Consider the following 24,029-nt stretch of genomic DNA (forward strand, 5'->3'; position numbering starts at 1 on the left):
CCGGCTCCATCGGCTATCAGGCGAGCCCCATCATCGATTCAATTTATCCCAGTCCAATGGACCCCGGTCATGTCCAGCGACCATGCCGCTTGCCTGCCTTCACCGCATGACGACTGCCGCAATACACCACGCGCCGATATCGCCGCTTGGGCCGCTGTGCTTTCCATCGCGGTGGGCAGCTTCGTCATGGTGACCACCGAATTCCTGCCGATCGGCCTATTGACCGATATCGCCGCGGGGTTGCGGGTCAGTGACGGCACGGCCGGTTTGATGGTGACCATGCCGGCCGCTGCGGCAGCGATCGCCGCACCGACGCTGATCATGCTCTCCGGCGGGCTGGACCGGCGCTATGTTCTCTGGGCCTTGATGGGCCTGTTGATCGTCTCCAACAGTGTGGCTGCTTTGGCGCCCAGTTTTCCGGTTCTCCTGATCGGCCGAGTACTGCTCGGAATCTGTGTCGGTGGTTTCTGGTCCTTCGCCACCAATATCGGCCGCCGCCTTGTGCCGGAGGTTGCGGGCAGCCGTGCAGTGGCCTTGGTCCTCGCTGGTATCTCGGTGGGCACCGTTTGTGGTGTGCCGGCCGGCGCGCTGATTGGCGATCTCTTTGGCTGGCGGGCGGCTTTCGGACTAACCGCCGGCTTCACTGCTTTGGTGCTGCTGTCGCAGATCCTGCTCCTGCCACCCTTGCCGGCGCAGCAGGCTGTGGGGTTGCGGCATCTCTTTGCGCCGCTACGCTGGCCCATGGCCCGCATCGGCTATCTGGTCTGCATCTTTCTCTTCATTGGCCAGTTCGCTGCCTATACCTACCTGAAGCCGCTGCTTCAGCAGGTCATCGGGCTGGCGCCGGACTATATTGCCTTGCTGCTCCTGGTCTATGGTCTGACCGGCATCGTCGCCACCTTCATCGGCGAGCGGGCGACGGCGCGCAGCCTCGGCGGCGCCATGATCGGCATCACCGTCATCCTCGGCCTCACCGTGATCGCGGCGCCGCATGCTACCGAGGGCCAGTTGCTGATCACCGCCCTGGTGGGGCTCTGGGGCTTCGCTTTCGGTGCCATTCCGGTCGCCATCACCAATTGGATGTTCAAGGCGGTACCGGACAATCCGGAAGCCGGGCAGGGGCTGCTGGTGTCAGTGGTGCAGGTGGCGCTGTCTTCTGGCGCGCTGGTCGGCGGGCTGCTGGTCGATCATGCCGGCATCGTCAATGCAATGACCGCGGCCGGCAGTCTCGTCCTGGTCGGCGGGCTGATTACCGCACTCTTCGCGCGCCGTTTCTAAGATCGGCGATTTTTAAGAGCTGCAGGACAGCATCGAACAGCCGGCCCGGTTACGCGCCCAGTCCGGCCGGCGTTCGGCAAAAGCCTCACGTCCCGGCTGGTCGTCATAGGGATTACGCATGACATCCAATAGATCCTGAATGCCGCCGGTATCGCCCTGCTCGGCGCGGTCGATCGCCTGCTGCGCCAGGTAGTTGCGCAGCACATAGCGCGGATTGACCGCATTCATCCGGCCCCGCCGCTCCGCCGCCGGCAGCGCATCCTGCGACACGCGGTTGGCATAACGGGCGAGCCAGTCATTGAAGGCGGGTGTGCCTTGCTGCCGTTTCTCCTGGTCATAAAAAGCTGGTTCCATAAGCCGAAGATTGTCGCCTGCCAGTTCCGGCGTTTCGAGATCGAGGTCGGCGAGGTTGCGGAAGAACAGCGTCATATCGACCTCGGTGTTGGCGAGCCATTCCTGCAGGGTTCTCATCAGCTCGCGGTCGCCTTCCTGGAATTCGCGGAGGCCCAGTTTCCCAGTGATGATCTTTTCCTCGGCCGCCATATAGGTATCGGCATATTGCTGCAACCCGGCCTGCAGCGGCTCCACGGCATCGTCGAACAGTGAGATCAGCGCGCCGGCGAGGCGCGTCAAATTCCAATAGGCGACGCTGGCCTGCTGGCCGAAGCGATAGCGCCTTGTGTGCTTGTCGGTGGTGTTCGGCGTCCAATCGGGATCGAAATTGTCGACCCTGCCATAGGGACCGTAATCGATGGTGAGGCCGAGGATCGACATATTGTCGGTATTCATCACGCCATGCACGAAGCCGACCCGCATCCAATGCCCGATCATCCTTGCCGTGCGGGCGCAGATCTCGGCGAACCAAGCCTGATAGACCTCGCGATCGAGCGTCGTTGTGCCAGTGGCCAGATGCGGGAAGTCCCGGCGGATGGTGAAATCGACCAGCTGCTTCAGCAGCGCGATATCGCCACGTGACGCAGGCAGTTCGAAATTGCCGAAACGGATGAAGCTCGGCGCGACGCGGCAGACGATGGCGCCCTGCTCGGCGCGCGGCCTGCCGTCATAGAACATGTCCCGCACCACGTCCTCGCCGGTCGCCACCAGGCAGAGGCCGCGGGTGGTCGGCACCCCGAGATGATGCATCGCCTCGCTGCAGAGGAATTCGCGGATCGAGGAGCGCAGAACCGCCCGGCCATCGGCATGGCGCGAATAGGGCGTGAGGCCGGCACCTTTGAGCTGGATCTCCCAGCGCTCGCCGGCGCCGTTCACCACCTCGCCAAGATTGATCGCCCGCCCGTCGCCCAATTGCCCGGCCCAGTTGCCGAATTGATGGCCGCCGTAATTGGCGGCATAGGGTTCCATGCCGGGCCATAATTTGTTGCCGGCGAAGACTTCCGTGAAATCCGATGCCGTGACATCCGCTTCGCTCAAGCCCAGTAACTTGGCGACCTCCGGTGCATAAGCGAGCAGGCGCGGCGCCCTGACCGGTGTCGCCTCGACCCGCGAATAGAGTGCGCCGGCGACCTGGCGCTGGCGCGGCCCGGTTTCGCGGTCGCCCGGCAAATCGCGGATGAAGGTATTGTCGAAGGTCAGGTTCTGCATGATTGATCCGGCGCGAAATGGCTGATGCACAAGATATGGCTTAGCCGGCCCTCCGATGCAACGCAGGCCGGCTATGCCGTTAGATCAGCCCTTGGATCAAGCAGTCATTTGCAGGCTTCCCGCGCGGAGCTAGCCGCCGGTCCTGACCGTCTCGGATAAAGAGCGCTGAAGCGTCAGGCCGTGGAATTCCGAACGACAGCATGGCATGGCAGAAGCCTGTGTGTCTCATTGAGCTCCTTGGCGTGATGGGTCCCCCATTCCATTAACGCCTCCAAGACGGGCCGCAGACTTTCGCCAAGCGGGGTAAGCAGGTACTCGATCCCCTGGGAATCCACGGCGCTCGGCTGTCGCCTGACCATTCCATGTTCCTCAAGCGCGCGCAATTGCTGGATCAACACCTTCTGCGAGATGCCGGTAATGCGCTTTTCCAGCTCGCAGATACGCTGCGGGCCACCCAGCAGCACATGGAGGATGACCGCCTTCCAGCGTCCAGAGAGGACACCTAGCGCCCGTTCGACCGGCAAGCCCGGCAATCTCTTGATGATCTTCATGCGCCACCACTGACCAAACGGTGTGTAGATGGGGATGGCTACCGAAATTAAATTTTTGGGGAAGCCGACCAAGGAAGATCTATGGCGGACCTGGTCAAATCTCAAGGCCTTGCCACGATCCGAGCGCGAGAAGCATCGCCACCGCGGTTTTCAACCCCGGTTTCACACACTGGACGCCCACGGGCGCGTTTCGATCGCGATCCCAGCGCAGTATCAGGCGGTGCGCCGCCAGTACCGCCTGAGGTCACAACCGGAATGGCGCTCGGTCGCTGGTCTCCTACGCCAGAGGCGGCGGGCTGGATGGATTACCCAGACGACGCGAAATCCAACGGAGGTTCAATTGTCCGCAATGAAAAAGCCATTTGTCGATATCAATGCGATCCGCGAAACGCAGGAAGCAGTTCGCAAGCAGCCGGAACTCGGCAAGGTCACGTTCAAAATCAACGGAAAGGCGACTGGCGGTCTTGCAGCCGTCTCGCAGACGGGACCGCTGCTACAGAATGGCCAGGCGGATGAGGCACGCAATGGCAAGTCTTCTCTCATCAGTGATGAGCCGGTAGCGTTGCTTGGCACCGATACCGGCATGAACCCGGCGGAACACGTGCTTCATGCACTCGCGGGCTGTTATACGGTAACTCTTGCGGCGATGGCCGCCAGCAAGGGAATCGACTTGAACGAGCTCGAACTCGATCTGAGTTTCGATATCGATCTCAACGGCTTCCTCGGCCTCGACAAATCCGTGCGCAAGGGCGCTCAGGCAATAAAGGTTGACGTCAAGATGTCCAGCGATGCGGCAAGCCGGGCGCAACTCGAAGAACTGATTCGGGAACTGCCGAATAACTCACCTATTCATGATACGCTTGCCAATCCGGTCAAGATAGCGACGCGTCTTGTCTGAAGTTCAGAAGGAGACTTCGCCGGAATATGTTGAGGAAGGTTCTTGGCTGCAGCGGTTTCCCGGGCTCCGATCGGGCGGGATGACACTCGTGCCTGATGGCGGTAAAGACTTTGAGCGACTCAATCGTGGCCCGGGTTCGATGAAAGTATCGCCACTCCCGGGAGGAGCTTCGTGGCGAGCCGCGCTCACCTTTATCAAGAGAGGAGCCAGGACATGACTGCACGTACCGCCATCGTTGTCGGAGTAGGGGCCCAGCAGGGCCTCGGCGCCGCGCTCTGCCGGCGCTTTGCCGCGCAGGGCTATCATGTGCTCGTCGCCGGCCGAACCGAGGCGAAGCTCAACAAGGTTGTTGCAACCATCCGAGCTGCCGGAGGCAGCGCCGAGGCAGTTCGGACCGATGCAACGCGCGAAGCCGATGTGCTTCGCCTGTTCGACCGTGGCATGTCGCCTGGCGACGGGCGCGCGCCGGTCGATCTCATCGTTTCCAATCCGGGTAATAACCAGCGCCTGGATTTCCGCGAGGTTTCGGTCGAAACCTTTGAGGATTTCTGGCGCGCCGGCTGTCTTTCTGGTTTCTTGGTGGGGCGCGAGGCGGCACGCCGGCTGGTGCCGTTCGGCCGCGGCACGGTGATCTTTACCGGCGCCTCAGCCAGCCTGCGCGGCAAACCCGGGTTTGCCCACTTCGCCGCGGCGAAGGCTGGGTTGCGTGCGATTGCGCAGAGCATGGCGCGGGAATACGGGCCATTTGGCCTGCATGTCGCGCATGTCATCATCGATGGCGGAATCGATGGCGAGCGCTTGCACAGCCGCTTCCCTCAGCTCGTGCAGGAGCGAGGCGAGAACGGGCTCCTCAGCACCGAGGCGATCGCCGAGGCATACTGGCAGCTTCATTGTCAGCATCCCTCCGCCTGGACCCAAGAATTGGACCTGCGGCCCTTCAAGGAGCAATTCTGACTCGGCCGCCGATGCCCTCAAATCAACCCCGGGTTCAAGCAGCTCGGTCGATCGGTCCGCCGAGGCCCAGGCGTTGACGCAGCTCCGCCAGCGACATCGACGCCCGTTGCTGCAGATTGGCGGCGAAATTTTCGCAGAACATGTCCTGGATCAGATGTGTCGAGATCGCCATGCTGAGATAGGAAGCGAGCTGATAGGCATAAATCCGGTGTCGCCCCCACAGCCCGACCGAGCGGTAAACGGCGCTGAGCATGCCGGGCTTGAAGATCCCCGCCCGTTTGATCGCCGCCGGGTTCAGCCATTGCCGCGCGAGTTCGCTGCGCAGCATATGGCAGGAGAAGGCGGTCGGCGTCATGAAGGTGCGCTTCGGCCGCAACGCCGTCTCCGGCAAGCGTTTTGCCAGGACCGCACGCAGCACGCGCTTGCTCTCGCCATAGGGATGTCGGCCGTCATCCTGGCCGTTGCCGTGATGCAGCTCCGTCGGCAGGCGCCAGAAGAAGTCCGCCACATCGCGGTCGAGGAAGGGCAGCCGCGCTTCCAACCCGGTCGCCATCTCCACCCGGTCGCCCAGGACGCAGAGATTATAGCCGGCGAGATCGGTGAGGGCGGAGAGGAGGCGCGACAGGCTGATATCGTCAAGGCTGCGCGCCTGGGGCGAGCGCTGTGCCAGCCAGCGTAGCAGATGGTGCGCGGCATGTGATTCGCCGTCATCGGCGGATATCTGGTGCTGGAAGGCGCTATTGGTCAGCCAACGCCCGGCCCGCGCGGCGATCACCGTCCGCAGCGCCACGTAAGGCACGCCGTCATGATCGCGCCCACCATCGCGCCACATCGCCCGCTGCCGCAAGCCCGGCTTGATCTGCGGCAGCACGCCGTCGCGCGGCCCATGCTCGCGCAACATCCGCGCGAGATCGGCGGCCACGCCCCGATCGTCGCGCGCTGCCGCAAGCAAAGCCGCATGGCGGAAATAAACATAGCCGCCATGCAGCTCATCCGCACCTTCGCCGGTCAGCACCGCCTTGACCTCGTTTTTCGCCTGCCGCGCCAGCAGCAGCTTGGCGACGCCATGGGTATTCGGCATCAGCGTCTCGGCATGCCAGACAGTATCGGCATAGGCGGCTTCCAGATCTGCCGTGCTCACCGGCAGCATCACCTGCCGCAAGCCCAGCGCCGATGCCGTCGCGGCCGCCGCGGCGCCTTCGCTGTCGGGACTGTCGGTGAAATCGATCGAATAGGCGGTCAGGTGCCGCGCCGTGCTGACGCCGCCGCTGACCTCCGCCGCGAAAGCCGCGACCGAACCAGAATCGATGCCGCCGGAAAGAAACAGCCCGACCGGCGCATCGCCATGGAAGCGCCGCTTCACCGCCTGGGCCATCAGCGGCTCCAGCGCCTCGGTTGCTTCCTCGAAGCGCATCGGCGTGCTGCCCATCGCTGCCGGGTCGAGATCGGCATAGCGCCGCGTGGTGGTGCTGCCGTCACGCCAGGCCAACAGATAGCTGCCGGGTTCGACCGCGCTGATCCCGGCGAAAAGACTCTCCTGCGGCAGGAACACGCCTTGCAGCCGCCGGTTCAGCGCCGCCGCATCGATGCGCCGCTCGCAGAAGGGATGCGCCAGGATCGCTTTCGCTTCCGATCCGAACAGCAATATCCCCTGCGCCTCGGCAATGAAAAGCGGCTTCACGCCGAAGCGGTCGCGCGCCAGCATGGCGAGACCATGCCGGCGGTCCAGCAGCACGAAGGCGAATTCGCCTTCCAGCTCGCGCACGAAATCCGGCCCGTAATGCAGATAGAGCTGCAGCAGCACCTCGGTGTCGCAGCGCGTCTGGAACGCGACACCCTCGGCCGCCAAAGCCGCACGGGCGCGCTCGAAACCATAGGTCTCGCCGTTATAGACGATCACCACCTGCTCGGCTGCGTCGCGCATCGGCTGCTGGCCGCCATCGGGATCGACCAGCGACAGCCGCGCATGGGCGAAGCAGGCGCTGCCTGCCGGATCCAGCCACATCCCCACCTCGTCCGGTCCGCGATGCAGGATCGCCTGCAGCATCGGCAGTACCCGTTCGGCATCGGCGCGGCGACGCGATGACCGCGTCGTTTCGCCCCAGGTGATTTCTCCGGCGAATCCGCACATGGTCGCTCCTGTCCCTGTTATCCAAGAACCGTCGCGGCAAGAATGCGTCGACGGCCTGCAATGGATGATAAGTGCCCCTGATTGCGATCTGTTCGCTGCCGCCATGGCGGCTGCAGGTATGTAAGGGATTGCTCGGGCCATCGGACGATGCAGCTGAAGCCTGTCCAGCGGCTGTCCGTTGCGTCAGACTACGCTAGTTTCGCTCGCGCTGCCTGGATGCAGTTCGCGGTATATGCGAATTTTCGCATGCGCCTTTTCAGCGATCGCACATTTTGGTGCAATGTCGGGACAATGTCCTAATCCTTCAGTCTCGTATCTGCGCCCCGCGCTCTTTCAAGAGCGCGCGCAGCACCGAGCGGTGGCAATGCTTTTCATCTTCGCAATAGCAGCCGACCGAGAAATTGGTCTGATGCGACAGGGCCGCCAGCATGTCCAAGAGATGCGTTGCGTCGCCTTCTTTCATCTCCGTGCGGAAGTGTTTGACAAAGCCGCGCCAGGCTGGCTCATCGTTATTGGCCTGCGCCGCCAGCGCCTGCTTCACCAGCTCGGCGCTGGGCGAGAGAATCGGCATCCAGACATCGTAGAAGTCGCGTTTGGCGAAATCGCTCTTCTTCACGCCGCGCGGCGGGCGCCGCACCGTGCCGATCCGCAGGCCTTCATCCTTCTGCCGCTTCTCCCCCAGGCGCACGATCCGCACGGCCATCCCTGTTCCTCCCCCACTTGACGGCTTGCCCCGTTTGTCACTGGCCCCATCTGGTCGCTTGCTCGGTTTGCTTGACGGGATAGCAAGGACGCTGCGGCCGCGACTGACCCTGCCTGTTTTAGCGCTTCCGGATCTTGCGGAGCCGCTTCAGCCAGCGTTTGATGCGGAAAGGTTTCTCGCCGCGTTCCGCGCGTTTCGGCTTCACCCAATAGAATTGCACCGACCGCCGTTCGCCGATATAGGCGGGGAAGCCGTGGAACGAGCGTTCGTTGCGCCGGAAGGCCAGCATCGCGCCGTTGACCGGCGGCACTTCGACCACATAATCCTCGATATTGGCCGGGTCCCGCAACAAGCGCAGCTGCCCGCCCGGCGCATGCCATTCCTTGTTGAGATAGATCAGCACGGTGAGGAATTTCGAACTCGAATCGTTATGGACATTGCCGTCGGAAGCCTCGGCATATTTGCGCACGGTGAGCTGCATGGGACAGTCGCTGAGATCCATCCCGAATTTCTCGGCGAAGCGCTCCTTCAGCTCCGGCGCGTTCAACTGGTCCAGCATCGCCTGGAAGGCCGGCCCGGGGCTCAGCTCCTCGGGTGGAAAATTCCCTGCCCGGGTGATGGCCGGATAATCCGCATTGATGGCATCAATCGCTTCCGGCGTGACGAAGCCGGGCACCAGGATGAAATCGCATGGATCGCTTTGCAGTTTTGCCCGGTCGAAGGCCTTAAGGTCAAACATCGACATGCTAGGAAATTACTCCGTTAATCTCGGCGCGCATTCTTGCGTAAGTTCCATATCGGCGCAATGAGAGCGCGTCGCAATGACCGTTCCGGCATAACGGCAAAACGTTACCGCAACATGACGATGAGTTTCGCGAAGCTCGTGCGTCTGTACGTCCGGGAGAACGGCTATCTCAGGCCACTCACCCCTGCATCCCAAAGCGCCCCAGCCCCGGCAGCTCCACCGCCGGGCGCCGCCAGTCCAGGCCGAAGACCGCGCCCAGCACGTTGATCTCCAGCCCCTCGCGCAGGCCGAGCGTGAGGCCGCCATAGCCGCCCAGGCTGAGGCGGAAGCCGGTGCCGGACGGTGTCGCGCGCAGCCAGCGCCCGTCATAGGGATAATCCTTGCCAATGGCGACATTGGGCAGGGTCACGTCGATCTCCGGTACCTTATCCAGGATCGCCGCGACGAAGGTATTGGAATTCGGCCCCGGCCAGGCGCGGTAATCGCCCTGTTTGGAAAAGGCATAATTGGTGATCGCCGCCTGGATGCGCGGGATCAGCCGCGCCGCCGCCTCGCCATCCAGCGCATAGATCAGCTCCGGATCGCGGCCGAACCAGCGCCCATCCGCCGCAAAGCCGTTGACCCGGATCGGCTCGCCCCAGGCGGTATAGTCATAGCGCGTATAATCCGCGGCACCCGGCGCCTTGATCACGATCCAGCAATGACTGGCGAAGATCCCGCGCCACCGCACCGTCCGCGCCGCGAAGATGCGGATGACGGCCGCCGGATTTTCCGCGGCCGGCTTCAGCAAGCCGGTGCTCGACCGGTCCGCATTGCGCCAGTCGCGGTCATAATCCCCTGTGAAATGAAGACCGGCCGATAGGATGAGGGGCAGGACGAAGACAACCAGGAAAGCCGTTAACAACACTCTGACTGTTCCACTCATAGGGGGCACAACCGCTGCTCAATGCCGACCTTATTGAGCAGGGCATGGATGCGGGTGTGAAGTAAAGCGAAAGCGATAAGTGAGGATGTGGCAAGCGCATCGGGTAAAGCCGCCGGATGAGCCAAAAGACAATTACGCAATGTGATGCCCATCACTCTCCTGTCCACCGCAAAGCGCCATTTCATTCTTGGAAGCGTTGTACTTTCACCTGACAGCGAGCCGTCAGTTTCGCTGCCTTAGATGAGCGCACCGCGCCGGACCTGCGCCACGTCATGTCCCGGCGAATTGCGGTTGCCGCGTTGAGGAGACTGCATCACCCGCCAGATTGCATCGATACAATTCCTGAAAAACATCAAATAAAAAACATCACATCACTAATCCAAGTTCTGGGCTGGTCATCGGGGACAACAAACTGAGAGAGAGACGTCTCATGACTCGCTTGAAGAATAAGGTTGCCTTGGTCACCGGCGGCGCGCGCGGTATTGGCGCGGCCATTGTGGAACGGTTATGCGCCGAAGGTGCGGCCGTCGCCTTTACCTATGTGACGGCGAAGCAGCCGGCCGAGGCTTTGGTCAAGGCGATCGGCAAGGCCGGCGGCGTGGCGCTCGCCATTCGCGCCGATAGCGGCGATGCCGAGGCGGTGAAGGCCGCGGTGGCCGAGACGGTGGAAGTCTTCGGTCGGCTGGATATCCTGGTCAACAATGCCGCTATCGAGATTCCCGGCACCATTGACTCTTATCCGCTTGAGAAATTCGATCGCATGATCGCGGTCAATATCAAGGGCCCCTTCATTGCGGCGCAGGAAGCCGTGCGCCATATGAAGGAGGGCGGGCGGATCATCAATATCGGCAGCGTCAGCAGCGACTTCATGCCGGTCCCCGAACACGCCGTCTATGCCATGACGAAGGGTGCGGTCGCCAGCCTCACCCGCGGCCTCGCCCGCGATCTGGGGCCCCGCGGCATCACCGTCAACAATGTTCAGCCCGGCCGTGTCGAGACCGACCTCCTGCGTGCCATATCCAGCGCCCCGGGAGGCGAGAAAGTTCGCGAGCCCGTCGCGCTCAAGCGCCTGGGCAAGTCTGAAGAAGTCGCCAGCCTCGTCGCCTATCTCGCCAGCGCCGAATCCTCCTTCGTGACCGGCGCCAATATGAAGGTCGATGGTGGTGCTTCTGCTTGACGGCCCCGCAACCCACGGCATCGAATCGAGGATCGACATCTCGGAACCCACGCATTCTCCGCCGACGCATTTCCATTCGGGCGCATTCCCGAAGGAATTCCAAAACGCCATGATGCGGCCTGCTGTTGCCGGCCCCCTTTCTCCCGAACGGACCATAGGGACATAGCTGCCAAAGGTTAGCGGAACATGGAGGCGGCTTTAATAGCAGGACCGCCGCCTCCCGCCGGGGATGGGAAGGGAGAAGCCCGGACGATGCGGCATGCGGCCGTGACAGTCGGACATAGCGGCGCCTTGCCGCCTGGCGTAAAATACCGATCTCAAGTGGTTCCCTGATCGAGGACGCTGCGCCGTCCCTGTCCCCGCAGCGGGTGGTCACGATGGGAGGTCACGATGCCTGATCGATACGAGAATTTCGCCGAACTTGCCGAACATGAAACCGGCGGCACCGATTATCGGATCCGCGTGCTGGCCCGCGATCTCTCAGCCGCCATCATCGCGCCCCATGGCGGGCAGATCGAACCCGGCACGACGGAGCTCGCTGTCGCCATCGCGGGCAAGACCTATTGTCTTTATCTGTTCGAGGGGATCAGGAAGAACCGGCCCCATGGCGATCTCCACGTCACCTCAACCCGCTTCGACGAACCGCTCTGCCTGGAGTTGATTGGGCGCTGCGATCGCGTTCTAGCCCTTCACGGCCTGGCGGGCACGGGCAGCAACGTCTATGTCGGCGGCCTGGATACCGCGCTCCGGGATGAAATCTGCACCGCCCTCAACGCCGCCGGCTTCGTCAGCGAGATCGATACGTCCGGCAGTCATGCCGCCAATTCGCCGGACAACATCTGCAACAAGGGGCGGCAGCAAGCCGGCGCGCAACTCGAATTGACGCGCGGGTTGCGGGATAACCTCCGAGATGACGAGGACGCGCTCAGCCTCTTCGCCCGCAGCGTCCGGCAGGCGATTTCGCAGGCGCTGCAAAGCTGATGAGCAGTTGATTCGAAGGCCGGCAGGACCATCCGACCGCATGATCGCGGTCAATATCAATGGCCTTTTCATCGCGACGCAGGAAGCCGTGCGCCATATGAAGGAGAGCGGGCGGATCATCAATGTCGGCAGGGTCAGCAGCGACTTCATGTCGGCACCCGAACAGGCCGTCTAGGACCAAAGGGGGGGCGCCAACCTGACCCGTGGCCTCGTCCGTGATCTTGGCCCGCGCATCACCGTCAAGAACGTCCAACCCGGCCGCGTCCAGACCTCCTGCCCGCCGTGTGCCAGACCTCAGGCACCAAAAAATTGTAGCACCCGTCGCACTCACGCGCCTCGGCAAGTCCGAAGAAGTCGCCAGCTTGGTCGCCTATCTGGCCAATTCAGAAGCGGCGTTGTCACGGGTGCTAATATGAAAGTGGATGGCGGTGCAGCTTGAGTCCTGCCTTCGCGTCGGATACTAGACGAGCCATTCATAGCTAACGGCATGATCATAGTGTAAAATCAGGTCTGCATCTTGCAGGCGAAATGGGTCACCGCGAGTGAATCCTCGTTATGATCGGCAAAGGTCATTTGTTTCTGGGGTTACTTCAATAATCCGACAATTAGCTAATTCACCCGAGCGTGAATCTTCATCGCAACATCGGTCAGGACGTAAAGGCGCTTTGCACTACTCTATCCCGAATAATGCATCATAATCGATGTATTCATTAAAAATATCACCGTTTTCATCACCATAATCTCCACTCAGCTCTTCAAATTCCAGGCGTTCTTGAATCTCGGCCTTAGATTTTGGAACGTAGATATTTCCTGGGAGCACGCTGCTTCGTTGGCGTCTTCTTCGGCCTTTCAAAATTCTGTCCCCACCAGGAACGTTAATCGGAAGATTTCGAGCGTTTTTTAAGAAGAAGCGAACTTTCTCCTGCAAGAGTGTGGAGAAAAAAGGTTCGGATAACATGTCTGCAGGTGCACTAGTCAGCCACCCATTAGCGATAGCCTCATAGAGCAATAGCCATCGATCTTCATAAAAAGCTTGGGGTGAGAGGTTTCCAAACCAAACCGCGGTGGCAAGTGATTTTTCGCAAAGATTGAGCTCCTGAGCACGCAGAGCTAGCAATGCACAAACGGAGTTGTCGGTCTTTGACAGCGCATCAACAGTTACCCCAGTTAGTTTTCGTTCTAGGCTGATAGCAGCCCAAAGGGCCCACGAAACTTCGAAATGATGATTTGCAGGAACATGAGTGACAAGTAAATCGTTTACCCAGCCATCTACCATTGGAGAAATCGGATACCCCATTGCTGCATAAGTGCAAATAATCTTCGTGACCAAGTCGACAGTGTTAGTATGTTCGCGCGATATACGGAGAAGGAAAGCTTCGTAAATATCCCAGTTTTCCCGGGAGATTCGAGCTGTAGTAGTTGCTTTGATTGCAAACACTGCGATGCTTTCGCTTGAGTGCCCAGCTGCTATCTCAAGCATCGACGAAAAATAGCGGAATAAGCTCTGGCGTTGGCTTTTCCCATCTCGGTGAATGCGCATTGCGGCCACTTTATGAGGCCACGTTTCTTCGTTAAAGCTAAGCGTTGTTTGACAACGTGTTTTTTCAGGATTCAATTCTAACTCATAATGATGGACAGCGTCTCTCAAGCTATTGAGATAGGCCTCTGCATCGACCAAAGATGAGAAGCAGTAGAATACGTCATCTATGTATCTGTATCCGGCAAGGATCTTATTTCCTGACAACTGGTCCGCGCGTTCATCGATCGCAGATAGCAGAAGCTCTGAAATAATTCGAGATGTGTCGGGCCCAACAGGAATCCCCTTTGTTTGACCATCCTGACACTGCCGTACCAGGAAATCTAACCTGTTGCCGTAGTATGCCAGATCACGAACATTTCGGTTTAATTTTGCTAACTCCTTGCCGTGCAGTGCCCAAGGAATTGAGTGAGTATAAATAGATTGATAGAAGCGCGCGATATCTGTCGATAGGATATGTGAACGAGTTGCATACGCCTTTAACCGAAGCTCTGCTAGACCAGAGAATGGCGGCAACGGAACTGCTCGTATTGCATTTAGTTCGACTTTTACCGGTGTCAAAGAAAATCGAGATTTTTGACTAAATGACGTCAACTGCGGGTATAAACTCGCGATCTCAAATATCAGGTACAATTGGTTTACAGGATTTACAATGCTGAGGAGCCGGCGCGAGTGTCCTCGACGCGCAAGGTCATATCGACAAGCAATCGATGGGCGGGGATGCTTCTCTTGGTCGCGGCGTGAAAGTCCGCCCACATACGTATTCCACGCTTTTGAAATCCGACTTACACGGCTTGCTAATTGCTAATGTCTTTGTCTGAAACGGCGGTGGAAGTTCTTTTGGAAAATAGCCATCTGCTATCAAAGCCTTTGTAATTTGAAGCGCAGAAGGCATGTTAGATGTCCCCGAAAACTGAATTTAGGTAAATGAAATCTCTTGTTCCAAGAGCTGCTTACATAAAAAATCGAAATTGGTAGGGCGCGCTACCAAGACCTGGCATTCGCTTAACGACACGGGCTAGGACTTTTGCATAACCCAAGGTTACTGGGAGTGGGTCATAGAGACCATCGTTGTTCCAGTTCATCTTGGAGAGAGCTAGTACGGCGTTGGCTGTGCCATCCCAGGGGCCGTGCCCTGCATGGCGCACTAGGCGTATAGGACGAGGCGTGCTGCGTGACCCTTGGAAATATGAACCGTTCTCTTTAATGCCTTGCACATTGCCGTGCGTCCAAAGAAGCGCCTCACGACCGCTAAGACCGATGAGCGTGCCGCGTGATACTGGGAAGGCTGCTGGCATACCTTTCTTTTTTCCCTGGCCGCCGCTTTCAATTCTTATGCCACGCCAGTTCGTATCTTCTATCACTTGAACAAGATCAACTGCTTCGCAAAGATGGAGAGCCTCCATTGCTCCATCAATCTCATCTTCCTTAAACTCCGTTGTTTTGTGCACCATCACTCGGCGGGGCGATTTGCCAGCATGGCGTCGCCGATAAAGGTCTAAAGAACGCGTCATTACGCGAAACATCTCGGCGCGTGATAGAAAGGGATTCTCACGCTGAATGTCTACTTCATGAGCGTCATAGGCAACAAATTCCAGGCCGGAACCATCAGCATCAAAGACTTGGCTGCAGCAAGTCACAAACCGTGGTAAGTCAGAAGCTGGCGGGCGTACAGCGTAGGAAATGCCTATATATGCGGTATCTGAATCTACGTCGGCTAGTTTCCATGGAACTCCGCCAGCTTTAACATAAAGCGCAAGCCCTATACGCCACATAACGCTCGCTCGGCACGGATAAGAAAGAGCTCTGTCCTCTCGTACGACCTGAATGGGAAGCCGCCGGGCGGCGGTAGCTGCCTTTAGGTGATCGTGCAAATCGAAATCTTCATCATTGAAACTATTAAAGCCTTTTGCCCAACGCTGAGGAAGATAGATGAATAGAACGTCGAACTCGTTGCGTCGCCCTTCGAGACTCTGGATTGCCCGCAGCAGGCGGTCTGCAAGAGTAATATGTGGTTTTTCGGACTCTAGAAATTCACTCTCGAATTGCGGTTCGAGCTCTATATGGCACCCGGTCCCAGCGCCCCGCATGTGTAACCCGAATACTCTCTGAAACCCTGGCCACTCCGGGAGGTAATCTCTGCGTTCACTCGGTTTGAACGCAGCGTTTAGTTCACGCATGAACTCATAGAGTCGATTTCCCTCGGTGGCCGGAGCAAGGGTAGCGACTCGAATAGGTGTAGGTACTAAACCTGCCGAATGCGGACCAAAGTTCAGCAACCCACGAAGAGGGTGAACATGACGATCCGAAACTCGATCTGGATGAAAGGCTAGCTTGGGTTCCGGTAGCCAAATGTGTGGCGCGATTTCGCTGCTCATGCGTGTATCCTTCGTGAGAATGCAGTATCTGAAGACAGACGAAAAACTGCATCCACACCATCTCCCACGCCCAAGGCAGGCAGATCATTGCCGTCATCCGCAAGGGTGATTGCCCAAAAAGATACCAAGTCATTGAGTACTTGGTTGTACCGTCTCACTGTACGCTCGCGGGCAAAATCTGTAGCAGCAGTTCTGTTTGCATCGGTAACTCCGTCAAATACAGTTCTAGCTTCAACCAACAGCCATAAACGATCGTCGGCCCAATCCAGGCGAACTCCAATGCCTTCGCGCCAATGGAGCTCAGGATTGTGTTTCACCACGCCGGTAAGGGGACCGACAAGTTTCTGTAGGTCTCTCCATTTTTCTTCCAATGGGTTCACGGGGGCTAGTAGGTCAGTGCTCCTGCGGCGAATTACGTCTAGCTTATGGTGACGCGCCAGTGCTGTCGTTAGCGAATCCCGCAGTAGTCCTCGCTCTCCAGAATCATATCGAAGCCGTTCGTCCTCAATGGTATGTAATGAAAAGTCTTTGATACCGAACGGCTCGAAAGCAGCACGCAACGCGGAATCCGATCCGTAGGCAAGAACACCAGCTTTGGTGCGCGTTACTAATACATTTGCATCAGCATGCTTTGCCGCTGCTCGTACTTCGCTGATACCACCAATCTGGCAAACGATACGGCGACACATAGTGGGTAATAATTTTACAGGAAGAGCATTTAGCCGTACCACAGGCCATCCGCTTCCACCGACAGCACGCGGTGCAGGACTCCACCGGCGGCGCTCACTTGTAAAAACGTCAAGCGCTTTCGTATCGATAACTTCGATTAGGCGGGTTAGATCGCGTAGCGCCTCATCGAAATTTTCAATTCTAACTAAGCCAGCATCCACGCCGGCTTCATTTGCCCGTTTCAAAAGTTTTTTGACGCGAGGCAAAGGGGCGTATTTACCACGATGCAGCCAGAATAGGCCGTTTGGAAAGGGGTTTGATTGTTCAAGCGCCTCCTCAAGTGCATCCATGATCGAGTTGTCGCGTCCACTATATCCTGCCACTACTAGTCCGAAGCGTCGGCAACAATCGATCAGTACTTGTCTTAACCGCGCATCTTGTTGCCGTAGCTCGTCGCCTGTATTTTTTAGACGTCGAGATCGGAAGTCACCGTGCAATTTTACTTCTATTGGCCAACGCGATTCGTTGATAGCTTGCGCTGCCAAATCTGGAGCATCAAGATTCACAGCGGTCAGAGATCCGGTGGTGCCGTAAACTTTGGCGCAGGCGTCCGCAATGAGTGGATCAAAGTTTGTTGTCCAAACTAAGCGTGAAAGCTGAGCTTTCATCAATGTCGCTAAGACCAAATGACCGTATGAGGGCTTTGCTCCAGACAACTTTGTGTCTAAGTAGGTACGTCGGTCTGCTTCGGAGGGGAACACGGCCTCGAAAAGCAAGGCATACTCATCTGCTGAATCGGGCGCAGGGAACGATCCTGATGAGTCAATATGAGCCTGCAATTGCTCTCGGACTGCTGCATTTGTAAGGTCGGCTACCATTTTTGGGGAGATACGACGCTGACTAATGAATAGCAGCTGCTTGAACTCCCATATCATGTCCCAGGCGGTTGGAATCCCTGCAGAAGCGGAAGCACCTGCGCCTAAGAGCCACATTAAGTTTCCGGCCCGTAAAGAAAAGCGACGAGTGAAGTCGTCGATGCCTAGCTCGGGCATCTCAGTTTCATGTTCCGAGGCAATCATAGACTACCTGCAAAAGTTGTAATATCTGGAAACTACAGCTGATTCGTTTCGTAACAAAGCAGGAATTGCGGCCCAATGGGAAAATAACGTGAGAGAGTGGGCCCAATGGAATCCTCCCGCGTAGCTTTATCCTCTGTCCCGATCTTGGAGTTGCCGCCTCAAAGGGGGGCAGTGGGCGCGCGATAGAAAGGACTTCTGATTTCATAAAAAGGTTCGATTGGTGTTTTCCCCACTCGGGATTCCAAGCTCCCGGCGAGAGAGTGGCCCAACCGATTCCGCCGGCATGGCTCTATCTTCTTTCGACGGTGAGCCTAAATTATTTCACACAGAAATCGCTGTAATATTGTATATACGGGGAAGCACCTCGCCGGCAGGAACCGATGCCAGTTGGTCGCCTCCGGTAGCACTGCGTAAGGGAGAGTGAGCTGAGCGAGTCCAGGGAACCCGCTACGCCGCGCCGCCGCTGCGGGCGGGAGAAGAGGTGATCGATACTGCGCCCGTTTTGCACGACCGGGTCGCCTGCACCACCTGTTACACGCACGCCTGCCGCTGCGGACTTCAGCCGTAAGAAGCTCCCGCCTGCATCGCGAGCATCACGGCGCCTCCTCTGATGCTTTATGATACATCACGATTTCCACGCGGCGGTTTTGCGCGCGGCCGCTATCGGATGAATTGGAGGCGACCGGGCTGGTTTCGCCGAAGCCTTGCGCGCGGATGATGTCCGGGGCGATTCCTTTATCGATGAGGTAGCTCCTGACGGCCTCCGCCCGGTGCACGGAGAGGAACTCGTTATATAGGGCTTCTCCCCTATCATCCGTATGCCCGTTGACATCGACATAGCCAATGTCCTGCGGCACCCATCGATGGCTTTCCAGGTTGCGGTCGATTTCCTGCTTTGCATCGTTTTTGAGAACGAAGGAATCGTGATCGAAGAGAACATCCGCATCCAGGCGTATGGTCTCCATCTTGGGAAGGGCAGATGGAACTGGACAGCTAACTTCGGCAAGCATGCTGCCTTTGCCCGATTGGCCGAATGTTCCCTTAACATTGAGGGTCACGTTGTCGACTTGAACCGAGATCGATTTTAAGCCGGTAACCCACATATACTTGATGCCGCTTCGGCAAGATGGCTGGACAATCTGTCCGGCTGTGACCGCCTCTGGCAGCATCTTGCACTCTCCCATAAATCCACCGGTGCAATCAGTTGTGCTGACGATGCAATCGCTCGCTTCCGCCGCGATACACTGCGTCCTGACGCATCCTTTGAACCGGTCGGCCTCTATTCCGAAAACGTAATAGTTCACCTCCTCGATACAGGATGTATTGAATTCCGGTGCAGGCTTACTGGCCGGCCCCTCCAGCCTGGTCGCTAAAAAGAAATATCCGGAGAACCGCCCGCCATCCGGACTGATGGAGTTTATTGACTTGTATGTCTGGTTGGACCGGCGATCCTGAAGGTCGGCTTCAATGAGCAGATCGCCCGGCTTTATTTGCGTGGATATCGTCTGGGTCGCCATGGCGGATTGGCGAATCTCTGACGCATCTTTCGGTGTCAGCAGCGCGTTGGGTTGGCCTTCACTTATCTCAGAGTTAACCGATATCGCTGAATCGAACATTCTGCCGGCGGCTTCCTCGGTATTGCTGACCATTCCCAAGTACCGGGATACTGTCCATTGCGCGGTGTCACTGAAGGCAGCGTTGAAATTGCGCCGCGCCATGCGGGTCATGGCCATGGCGGCATTGCTGGGCAGCAAAAAGCCATCGCAGGCCTTCCAGAGCGGCATCAGGTTTTCGGGCAAGAGCTTTTCCGGGATCGGCGGCTCTGTCGGCTTGCCGAAGGACGGCGCGAAATACATATCGTAAGCCGTTTCGCAGAGGCTCTGGCGCTGCTGATCGTTCTCGACTTGGGAAAGCTTCTGTTGAAAATCTTCAGGGCTTTGCGCGAAGACAGCATCCGGTAAAACACTGCTAGCAAGATAAAGCGCGATGCCGGCAACAGTATATCGATAGGTCATTACGACCTCCTCAACGCCGAACACTTAAAAGCAGGGCCAAGATGACGATCGTAACAAAGGCAATGACAAGACCGGCTGTTATCCAGTTTCCCATGTCCAGCGCCTCCTGCGCGGCGGGACGAAGAGGCCGGCTATCGCCGGATCGGCAATGCGTCGCCAATCGTTCCGCCATCTTGCACTCGCAACTGGATGATCGTGATAATGCCGGTGGAAGCAGTGCGTCGTGATCACGTCAAAAGTGATCTGGCTCAGGGACCAACAGCGATATTTTAGGTGAATGCCGCCCACCTGTCCCCAGGTGGTTAGTCCTCCGACCCATGCGCCAATGGATCTTGATATAACAAACTTCGAAACCGGTCTGCTTGGCCCGATGGCCCTTTCCCGTGGCTCTCTCTTCTGTCTCCATCCCGGACTTGCCGGCTTCAGGTGGCCAGAGGCCCTGCGATAGAAAGGGCTTCTGATTTTCATAAAAAGGTTCGATTGGTGTTTTCCCCATTCGGGAGCCAAGCTCCCGGCGAAGAGCGGCCCAACCGAACCCGCCGGTTGGCTCTATCTTCTTTCGACGGTGAGCCTAAATTATTTCACACAGAAATCGCTGTAATATTGTATAACGGGGAGAGCATCCGCCGGCGAGCCGACACCAGTTGGCCGCGACCGGTAGCACTGCATAAAGGAGAGTAAGCTGAGCGAGTCCAGGAACCGCTACGCCGCGCCGCCGCTGCGGCCGGGGGAAGAGGTGATCGATACCGCGCCCGTGGTTCATGACCGGGTCGCCTACACCACCTGCTACATGTGCGCCTGCCGTTGCGGCATCAAAGTGCATCTGCAGGATGGGCAGATCCGCTATATCGAGGGCAATCGCGATCATCCGGTGAATAAGGGCGTGCTCTGCGCCAAGGGTTCCGCCGGCATCATGACGCAGAACTCGCCGGCCAAATTGAAGAAGCCCTTGCTGCGCGTCGGCGAACGGGGGCAGGGGGAGTTCAAGGAGATCGAGTGGGAGGAGGCGCTGGCTCTGGCGAGTGACTGGCTCGGCCAGATCCGCGCGACCGATCCCAAGCGTCTTGCTTTCTTCACCGGCCGCGACCAGAGCCAGGCCTTGACCGGCTGGTGGGCAACGCAATTCGGCACCCCCAATTACGCCGCCCACGGCGGTTTCTGCTCGGTCAATATGGCGGCTGGCGGGCTCTATTCCATCGGCGGCTCCTTCTGGGAATTCGGTGAGCCCGACTGGCACCGCACCCGCTATTTCATGCTCTTCGGCGTCGCCGAGGATCACGACAGCAACCCGATCAAGCTCGGCCTCGGCCATTTGAAGGGCCGCACGGGGGACGACCAAGCAAAGTTCGTCTCCGTCAATCCGGTGCGCACCGGCTATTCTGCCATCGCCGATGAATGGATCGGCCTCGCCCCCGGCACTGACGGTCTTTTCGTCCTCGCGCTGGTGCATGAGCTGCTGCGCAACGACAAGATCGATCTCGATTTCCTGGTGCGCTATACCAACGCGGCCTGGCTCATCATCGATGCGCCGGGCAGTGCCGAACACGGCCTCTTCGCGCGCGATGCGGAAGGCGCGCCACTTTGCTGCGACCATCTCGTCGGCCATGCCGTCAATGCCCTGCTGCCCGGCGTGCAGCCGCGCCTGATCGGCAGGGTGACATTGCCGGAAGAGGTGTTCGGCGCCGGCAGGCAGGCGCGGCCGGTCTTCGACCTGCTCGCCGAGACCTATCTCGACCCGGCCTATGCGCCGGAGAATGTGGCACTGCGCATCGGCATATCGGCGGAGACCATCCGCCGCATTGCCGCCGAACTGGCCGAGGCCGCCTTCGAGCAGCAGATCGAACTCCCCATCGAATGGACCGACTGGGCCGGCCGCCGCCATGACAAAGTGATCGGCCGCCCGGTTTCCATGCATGCCATGCGCGGCATCTCCGCCCATAGCAACGGCTTCCAGACCTGCCGCGCCATTCATCTCCTGCAGATGCTGCTGGGCTCCATCGATTGCCCCGGCGGCTTCCGCTACAAGCCGCCTTTCCCCCGGCCCGTGCCGCCGCCGGTCAAGCCGGCTTGGCGCTCCGCCCCCGACCAGCCTTTGCCCGGCCCGCCGCTCGGTTTCCCCGAGGGTCCAGAAGACCTTCTGGTGGATGATGCCGGGAAGGCGCTGCGCATCGACAAGGCCTATTCCTGGGAGGCGCCGCTCGCCGCCCATGGCCTCATGCATATGGTCATCCACAATGCCTGGGCGGGCGATCCCTATCCGATCGACACGCTGTTCCTCTATATGGCGAACATGGCCTGGAACTCTGCCATGAACACCACCGGCACCATGCGGATGCTGACCGACAAGGACCCGGAAACCGGCGCCTATCGCATCCCCCATATCATCTATGCCGATGCCTATTATTCCGAGACCGTGGCCTATGCCGATCTCGTCCTGCCCGACACCACCTATCTCGAGCGGCATGATTGCATCTCGCTGCTCGACCGGCCGATCTGCGATGCCGAGGGCATGGCCGATTCCATCCGCCAGCCGGTGATCGAATTGGATCGCGACGTGCGGCCATTCCAGGATGTGCTGCTCGATCTCGGCGCGCGGCTAAAGCTGCCCGGCATGGTCAAGCAGGACGGCACGCCGCTTTATCCCGGCGGGCTCAAGGATTACATGGTGCATCATCAGCGCAAGCCCGGCATCGGCATGCTGGCCGGCTGGCGCGGCGCCGATGGCAGCCAGCATGGCAAGGGCGAACCCAATCCCGATCAGCTGCAGCGTTATATCGAGAATGGCTGTTTCTGGCGCGCCGAGATTCCGGAAAGCGCCCGCTATCTGCGCCATGCCAATCACGATTATTTCGACTGGGCGATCTCCATGGGCCTGATGGACCGGCCCGAGCAGATCGTGCTGCAGCTCTATAGCGAACCCTTGCAGCGCTTCCGCCTCGCCGCCGAGGGCCATGGCGAGGGCCAGCCGCCGGAGAGTGAGCGCGAGCGGCTACTCAGCTATTTCGATCCGCTGCCGATCTGGTACGCGCCTTTCGGCCAGAATGAATCCGAGATCGAGTTTCCGCTCCATGCCATCACCCAGCGGCCAATGCACATGTATCACTCCTGGGGTTCGCAGAATGCCTGGCTGCGGCAGATCCAAAGCGAGAACAAGCTCTATATCCATCACGCCACGGCGGCGCGGCTCGGCCTCAAGGACGGCGATTGGGTCTGGGTCGAGAGCGAGCATGGCGGCATCAAGGCGCCGCTGCAATTGATGGACGGCGTCAATCCGGATACGGTCTGGACCTGGAACGCCATCGGCAAACGGGCCGGGGCCTGGAATCTCAAGCCCGAAGCGGGGGAGGCGCAGCGCGGCTTCCTGCTGAACCATGTCATCTCCGAGCTTCTGCCGCCGCGGCCCGACGGCTATCGCTATGCCAATGCCGATCCCGTCACCGGCCAGGCCGCCTGGTACGATCTCAAGGTCCGCCTGCGCAAATGCGAGCCGGGTGAGGAGCGGCTGACCGAACCTCGCTTCTCGCCCCTGCAGCCGCCTTTGCCGGCGCCGGCCGAGACCTCACGCTATGGCCGCTTCTTTCGGCGCAAACGGGAAAAAGCCGGGGAGGGCGCGCAATGACCTCGCTGCCGGAAAATCCCGCACCGCGCCGTCTCGGCCTCGTCATTGATCTCGATATCTGCGTCGGCTGTCATGCCTGTGCCGTCAATTGCAAGGAATGGAATAGCGGTGGCCATATGGCGCCGCTGACTGATCTCAACGCCTATGGCGATGCCCCGCGCGGCGTCTGGTTCAACCGCATCCACACCTTTGAGGTTGAGGCGGATGGCTCGGTCGAGGCGGAAGAGGGCGTCGGGGGGAGTTGCGGACGCACCGTGCATTTCCCGAAATCCTGCCTCCATTGCGAGACGCCCGATTGCGTCACCGTCTGCCCCACCGGCGCTTCCTATAAGCGCGCGGAGGATGGAATCGTCCTGGTCAATGAGGCGCTCTGCATCGGTTGCAAGCTCTGTTCCTGGGCCTGTCCCTATGGCGCCCGGGAATTCGATGAGGATGTCGGGGTGATGAAGAAATGCACCCTCTGTATCGACAAGATCTATAACGAAAACCTGCCCGAAGCCGATCGCGTTCCGGCCTGCGTCGCCACCTGTCCGACCCATGCAAGGCATTTCGGCGACCTCGCCGATCCCCAGTCCGATGTATCCATCCTGGTCGCCGAACGGGGCGGCTATGACCTGATGCCCGAACTCGGCTACCGCCCGACCAACAAATACCTACCGCCACGGCCCCGCCAGGGCGACGCCGCCATGCCCGCTCTGCCCATGCAGCCAACATCATCCCAGCCCGCGAAGATCCATCCCTTCCTGCGCTGGGTCGACAACCTCCTCTCCCGCTAGGCCCGTCGTTC

Annotated in this window: 18 protein-coding genes; 8 read left to right on the plus strand and 10 right to left on the minus strand. The window is 59.2% G+C overall.

All coding sequences use genetic code 11. The features are described 5' to 3' along the window. The first annotated feature begins 69 nt into the window (after positions 1-69). Positions 70-1,278: an MFS transporter gene (locus SMD27_RS20290; protein WP_320510266.1), complete on the plus strand. Its 1,209-nt coding sequence runs from the start codon at positions 70-72 to the stop codon at positions 1,276-1,278. A gap of 12 nt (positions 1,279-1,290) precedes the next feature. Here SMD27_RS20290 and SMD27_RS20295 read toward each other — a convergent pair whose 3' ends face one another. Together SMD27_RS20295 and SMD27_RS20300 are read right to left on the minus strand one after the other, a co-directional pair. Continuing rightward, positions 1,291-2,880, minus strand: a complete 1,590-nt coding sequence (locus SMD27_RS20295; protein WP_320510267.1) for a protein adenylyltransferase SelO — start codon at positions 2,878-2,880, stop codon at positions 1,291-1,293. 173 nt (positions 2,881-3,053) lie between these two features. Further along, entirely contained in the window at positions 3,054-3,431 is a 378-nt protein-coding gene (locus SMD27_RS20300; RefSeq protein WP_320510268.1) for a winged helix-turn-helix transcriptional regulator, read from the minus strand. Positions 3,432-3,780: 349 nt separating this feature from the next. Between SMD27_RS20300 and SMD27_RS20305 the strand changes: the two genes are divergently transcribed. Then, entirely contained in the window at positions 3,781-4,329 is a 549-nt protein-coding gene (locus SMD27_RS20305; RefSeq protein ID WP_320510269.1) for an OsmC family protein, read from the plus strand. A gap of 213 nt (positions 4,330-4,542) precedes the next feature. After that, positions 4,543-5,283 carry an SDR family NAD(P)-dependent oxidoreductase gene (locus SMD27_RS20310; protein WP_320510270.1) on the plus strand — a complete coding sequence of 247 codons (741 nt, stop codon included), beginning with the start codon at positions 4,543-4,545 and terminating at the stop codon, positions 5,281-5,283. A 34-nt stretch (positions 5,284-5,317) separates the two neighbouring features. Here SMD27_RS20310 and asnB read toward each other — a convergent pair whose 3' ends face one another. From asnB to SMD27_RS20330, 4 genes are all read right to left on the minus strand, one after another. Beyond that, entirely contained in the window at positions 5,318-7,414 is a 2,097-nt protein-coding gene (gene asnB / locus SMD27_RS20315; RefSeq protein ID WP_320510271.1) for an asparagine synthase (glutamine-hydrolyzing), read from the minus strand. A gap of 304 nt (positions 7,415-7,718) precedes the next feature. Continuing rightward, positions 7,719-8,117 carry a DUF488 domain-containing protein gene (locus SMD27_RS20320; protein ID WP_320510272.1) on the minus strand — a complete coding sequence of 133 codons (399 nt, stop codon included), beginning with the start codon at positions 8,115-8,117 and terminating at the stop codon, positions 7,719-7,721. A gap of 118 nt (positions 8,118-8,235) precedes the next feature. Further along, the gene (locus SMD27_RS20325; protein WP_320510273.1) at positions 8,236-8,862 is read right to left on the minus strand and encodes a 2OG-Fe(II) oxygenase; all 627 of its coding nucleotides are present in this window, start codon (positions 8,860-8,862) and stop codon (positions 8,236-8,238) included. Between the two features lie 178 nt (positions 8,863-9,040). Continuing rightward, entirely contained in the window at positions 9,041-9,769 is a 729-nt protein-coding gene (locus SMD27_RS20330) for a DUF3750 domain-containing protein (protein ID WP_320510274.1), read from the minus strand. 448 nt (positions 9,770-10,217) lie between these two features. On the opposite strand from SMD27_RS20330, the gene SMD27_RS20335 reads away from it, so the two are divergent. The 3 genes from SMD27_RS20335 (at position 10,218) to SMD27_RS20345 (ending at position 12,120) form a co-directional block, all read left to right on the plus strand. Then, on the plus strand, positions 10,218-10,964 hold the full coding sequence (locus SMD27_RS20335) for an SDR family NAD(P)-dependent oxidoreductase (protein WP_320510275.1): 747 nt from the start codon (positions 10,218-10,220) through the stop codon (positions 10,962-10,964). A 390-nt stretch (positions 10,965-11,354) separates the two neighbouring features. Beyond that, positions 11,355-11,945: a poly-gamma-glutamate hydrolase family protein gene (locus SMD27_RS20340; protein ID WP_320510276.1), complete on the plus strand. Its 591-nt coding sequence runs from the start codon at positions 11,355-11,357 to the stop codon at positions 11,943-11,945. Positions 11,946-11,985: 40 nt separating this feature from the next. After that, a complete protein-coding gene (locus tag SMD27_RS20345; RefSeq protein WP_320510277.1) occupies positions 11,986-12,120 on the plus strand; it encodes a hypothetical protein in 135 nt (44 codons plus the stop codon). 495 nt (positions 12,121-12,615) lie between these two features. On the opposite strand, the gene SMD27_RS20350 is transcribed toward SMD27_RS20345, so the two are convergent. The 4 genes from SMD27_RS20350 to SMD27_RS20365 all read right to left on the minus strand — a co-directional run bounded on the left by SMD27_RS20350 (position 12,616) and on the right by SMD27_RS20365 (position 19,623). Beyond that, positions 12,616-14,238 (minus strand): RNA-directed DNA polymerase, encoded by a 1,623-nt coding sequence (locus SMD27_RS20350; protein ID WP_320510278.1) that lies wholly within the window; start codon positions 14,236-14,238, stop codon positions 12,616-12,618. A 197-nt stretch (positions 14,239-14,435) separates the two neighbouring features. Continuing rightward, entirely contained in the window at positions 14,436-15,860 is a 1,425-nt protein-coding gene (locus SMD27_RS20355; protein ID WP_320510279.1) for an argonaute/piwi family protein, read from the minus strand. Next, a complete protein-coding gene (locus SMD27_RS20360) occupies positions 15,857-17,608 on the minus strand; it encodes an SIR2 family protein (RefSeq protein ID WP_320510280.1) in 1,752 nt (583 codons plus the stop codon). The genes SMD27_RS20355 and SMD27_RS20360 overlap by 4 nt, the downstream gene beginning before the upstream one ends. 593 nt (positions 17,609-18,201) lie before the next feature. Then, a complete protein-coding gene (locus SMD27_RS20365) occupies positions 18,202-19,623 on the minus strand; it encodes an OmpA family protein (protein WP_320510281.1) in 1,422 nt (473 codons plus the stop codon). A 736-nt stretch (positions 19,624-20,359) separates the two neighbouring features. Here SMD27_RS20365 and SMD27_RS20370 point away from each other — a divergent pair. Both SMD27_RS20370 and SMD27_RS20375 read left to right on the plus strand, forming a co-directional pair. After that, positions 20,360-23,242: a molybdopterin oxidoreductase family protein gene (locus tag SMD27_RS20370; RefSeq protein ID WP_320510282.1), complete on the plus strand. Its 2,883-nt coding sequence runs from the start codon at positions 20,360-20,362 to the stop codon at positions 23,240-23,242. After that, positions 23,239-24,018 carry a 4Fe-4S dicluster domain-containing protein gene (locus SMD27_RS20375; protein ID WP_320510283.1) on the plus strand — a complete coding sequence of 260 codons (780 nt, stop codon included), beginning with the start codon at positions 23,239-23,241 and terminating at the stop codon, positions 24,016-24,018. Before SMD27_RS20370 ends, SMD27_RS20375 begins: the two co-directional genes overlap by 4 nt. Positions 24,019-24,029 lie beyond the last annotated feature (11 nt).

This window comes from Dongia soli, assembly GCF_034044715.1.
Taxonomy (GTDB): domain Bacteria; phylum Pseudomonadota; class Alphaproteobacteria; order Dongiales; family Dongiaceae; genus Dongia_B; species Dongia_B soli.

What these genes read in the sequence shown, in the direction of transcription:
- SMD27_RS20355 (WP_320510279.1), bottom strand. Translation starts at nt 15,860, where the DNA reads ATGAGCAGCGAAATCGCGCCACACATTTGGCTACCGGAACCCAAGCTA.
- SMD27_RS20320 (WP_320510272.1), bottom strand. Translation starts at nt 8,117, where the DNA reads ATGGCCGTGCGGATCGTGCGCCTGGGGGAGAAGCGGCAGAAGGATGAA.
- SMD27_RS20335 (WP_320510275.1), top strand. Translation starts at nt 10,218, where the DNA reads ATGACTCGCTTGAAGAATAAGGTTGCCTTGGTCACCGGCGGCGCGCGC.
- SMD27_RS20300 (WP_320510268.1), bottom strand. Translation starts at nt 3,431, where the DNA reads ATGAAGATCATCAAGAGATTGCCGGGCTTGCCGGTCGAACGGGCGCTA.
- SMD27_RS20365 (WP_320510281.1), bottom strand. Translation starts at nt 19,623, where the DNA reads ATGACCTATCGATATACTGTTGCCGGCATCGCGCTTTATCTTGCTAGC.
- SMD27_RS20305 (WP_320510269.1), top strand. Translation starts at nt 3,781, where the DNA reads ATGAAAAAGCCATTTGTCGATATCAATGCGATCCGCGAAACGCAGGAA.
- SMD27_RS20290 (WP_320510266.1), top strand. Translation starts at nt 70, where the DNA reads ATGTCCAGCGACCATGCCGCTTGCCTGCCTTCACCGCATGACGACTGC.
- SMD27_RS20340 (WP_320510276.1), top strand. Translation starts at nt 11,355, where the DNA reads ATGCCTGATCGATACGAGAATTTCGCCGAACTTGCCGAACATGAAACC.
- SMD27_RS20295 (WP_320510267.1), bottom strand. Translation starts at nt 2,880, where the DNA reads ATGCAGAACCTGACCTTCGACAATACCTTCATCCGCGATTTGCCGGGC.
- SMD27_RS20375 (WP_320510283.1), top strand. Translation starts at nt 23,239, where the DNA reads ATGACCTCGCTGCCGGAAAATCCCGCACCGCGCCGTCTCGGCCTCGTC.
- SMD27_RS20310 (WP_320510270.1), top strand. Translation starts at nt 4,543, where the DNA reads ATGACTGCACGTACCGCCATCGTTGTCGGAGTAGGGGCCCAGCAGGGC.
- SMD27_RS20325 (WP_320510273.1), bottom strand. Translation starts at nt 8,862, where the DNA reads ATGTCGATGTTTGACCTTAAGGCCTTCGACCGGGCAAAACTGCAAAGC.
- asnB (WP_320510271.1), bottom strand. Translation starts at nt 7,414, where the DNA reads ATGTGCGGATTCGCCGGAGAAATCACCTGGGGCGAAACGACGCGGTCA.
- SMD27_RS20360 (WP_320510280.1), bottom strand. Translation starts at nt 17,608, where the DNA reads ATGATTGCCTCGGAACATGAAACTGAGATGCCCGAGCTAGGCATCGAC.
- SMD27_RS20345 (WP_320510277.1), top strand. Translation starts at nt 11,986, where the DNA reads ATGATCGCGGTCAATATCAATGGCCTTTTCATCGCGACGCAGGAAGCC.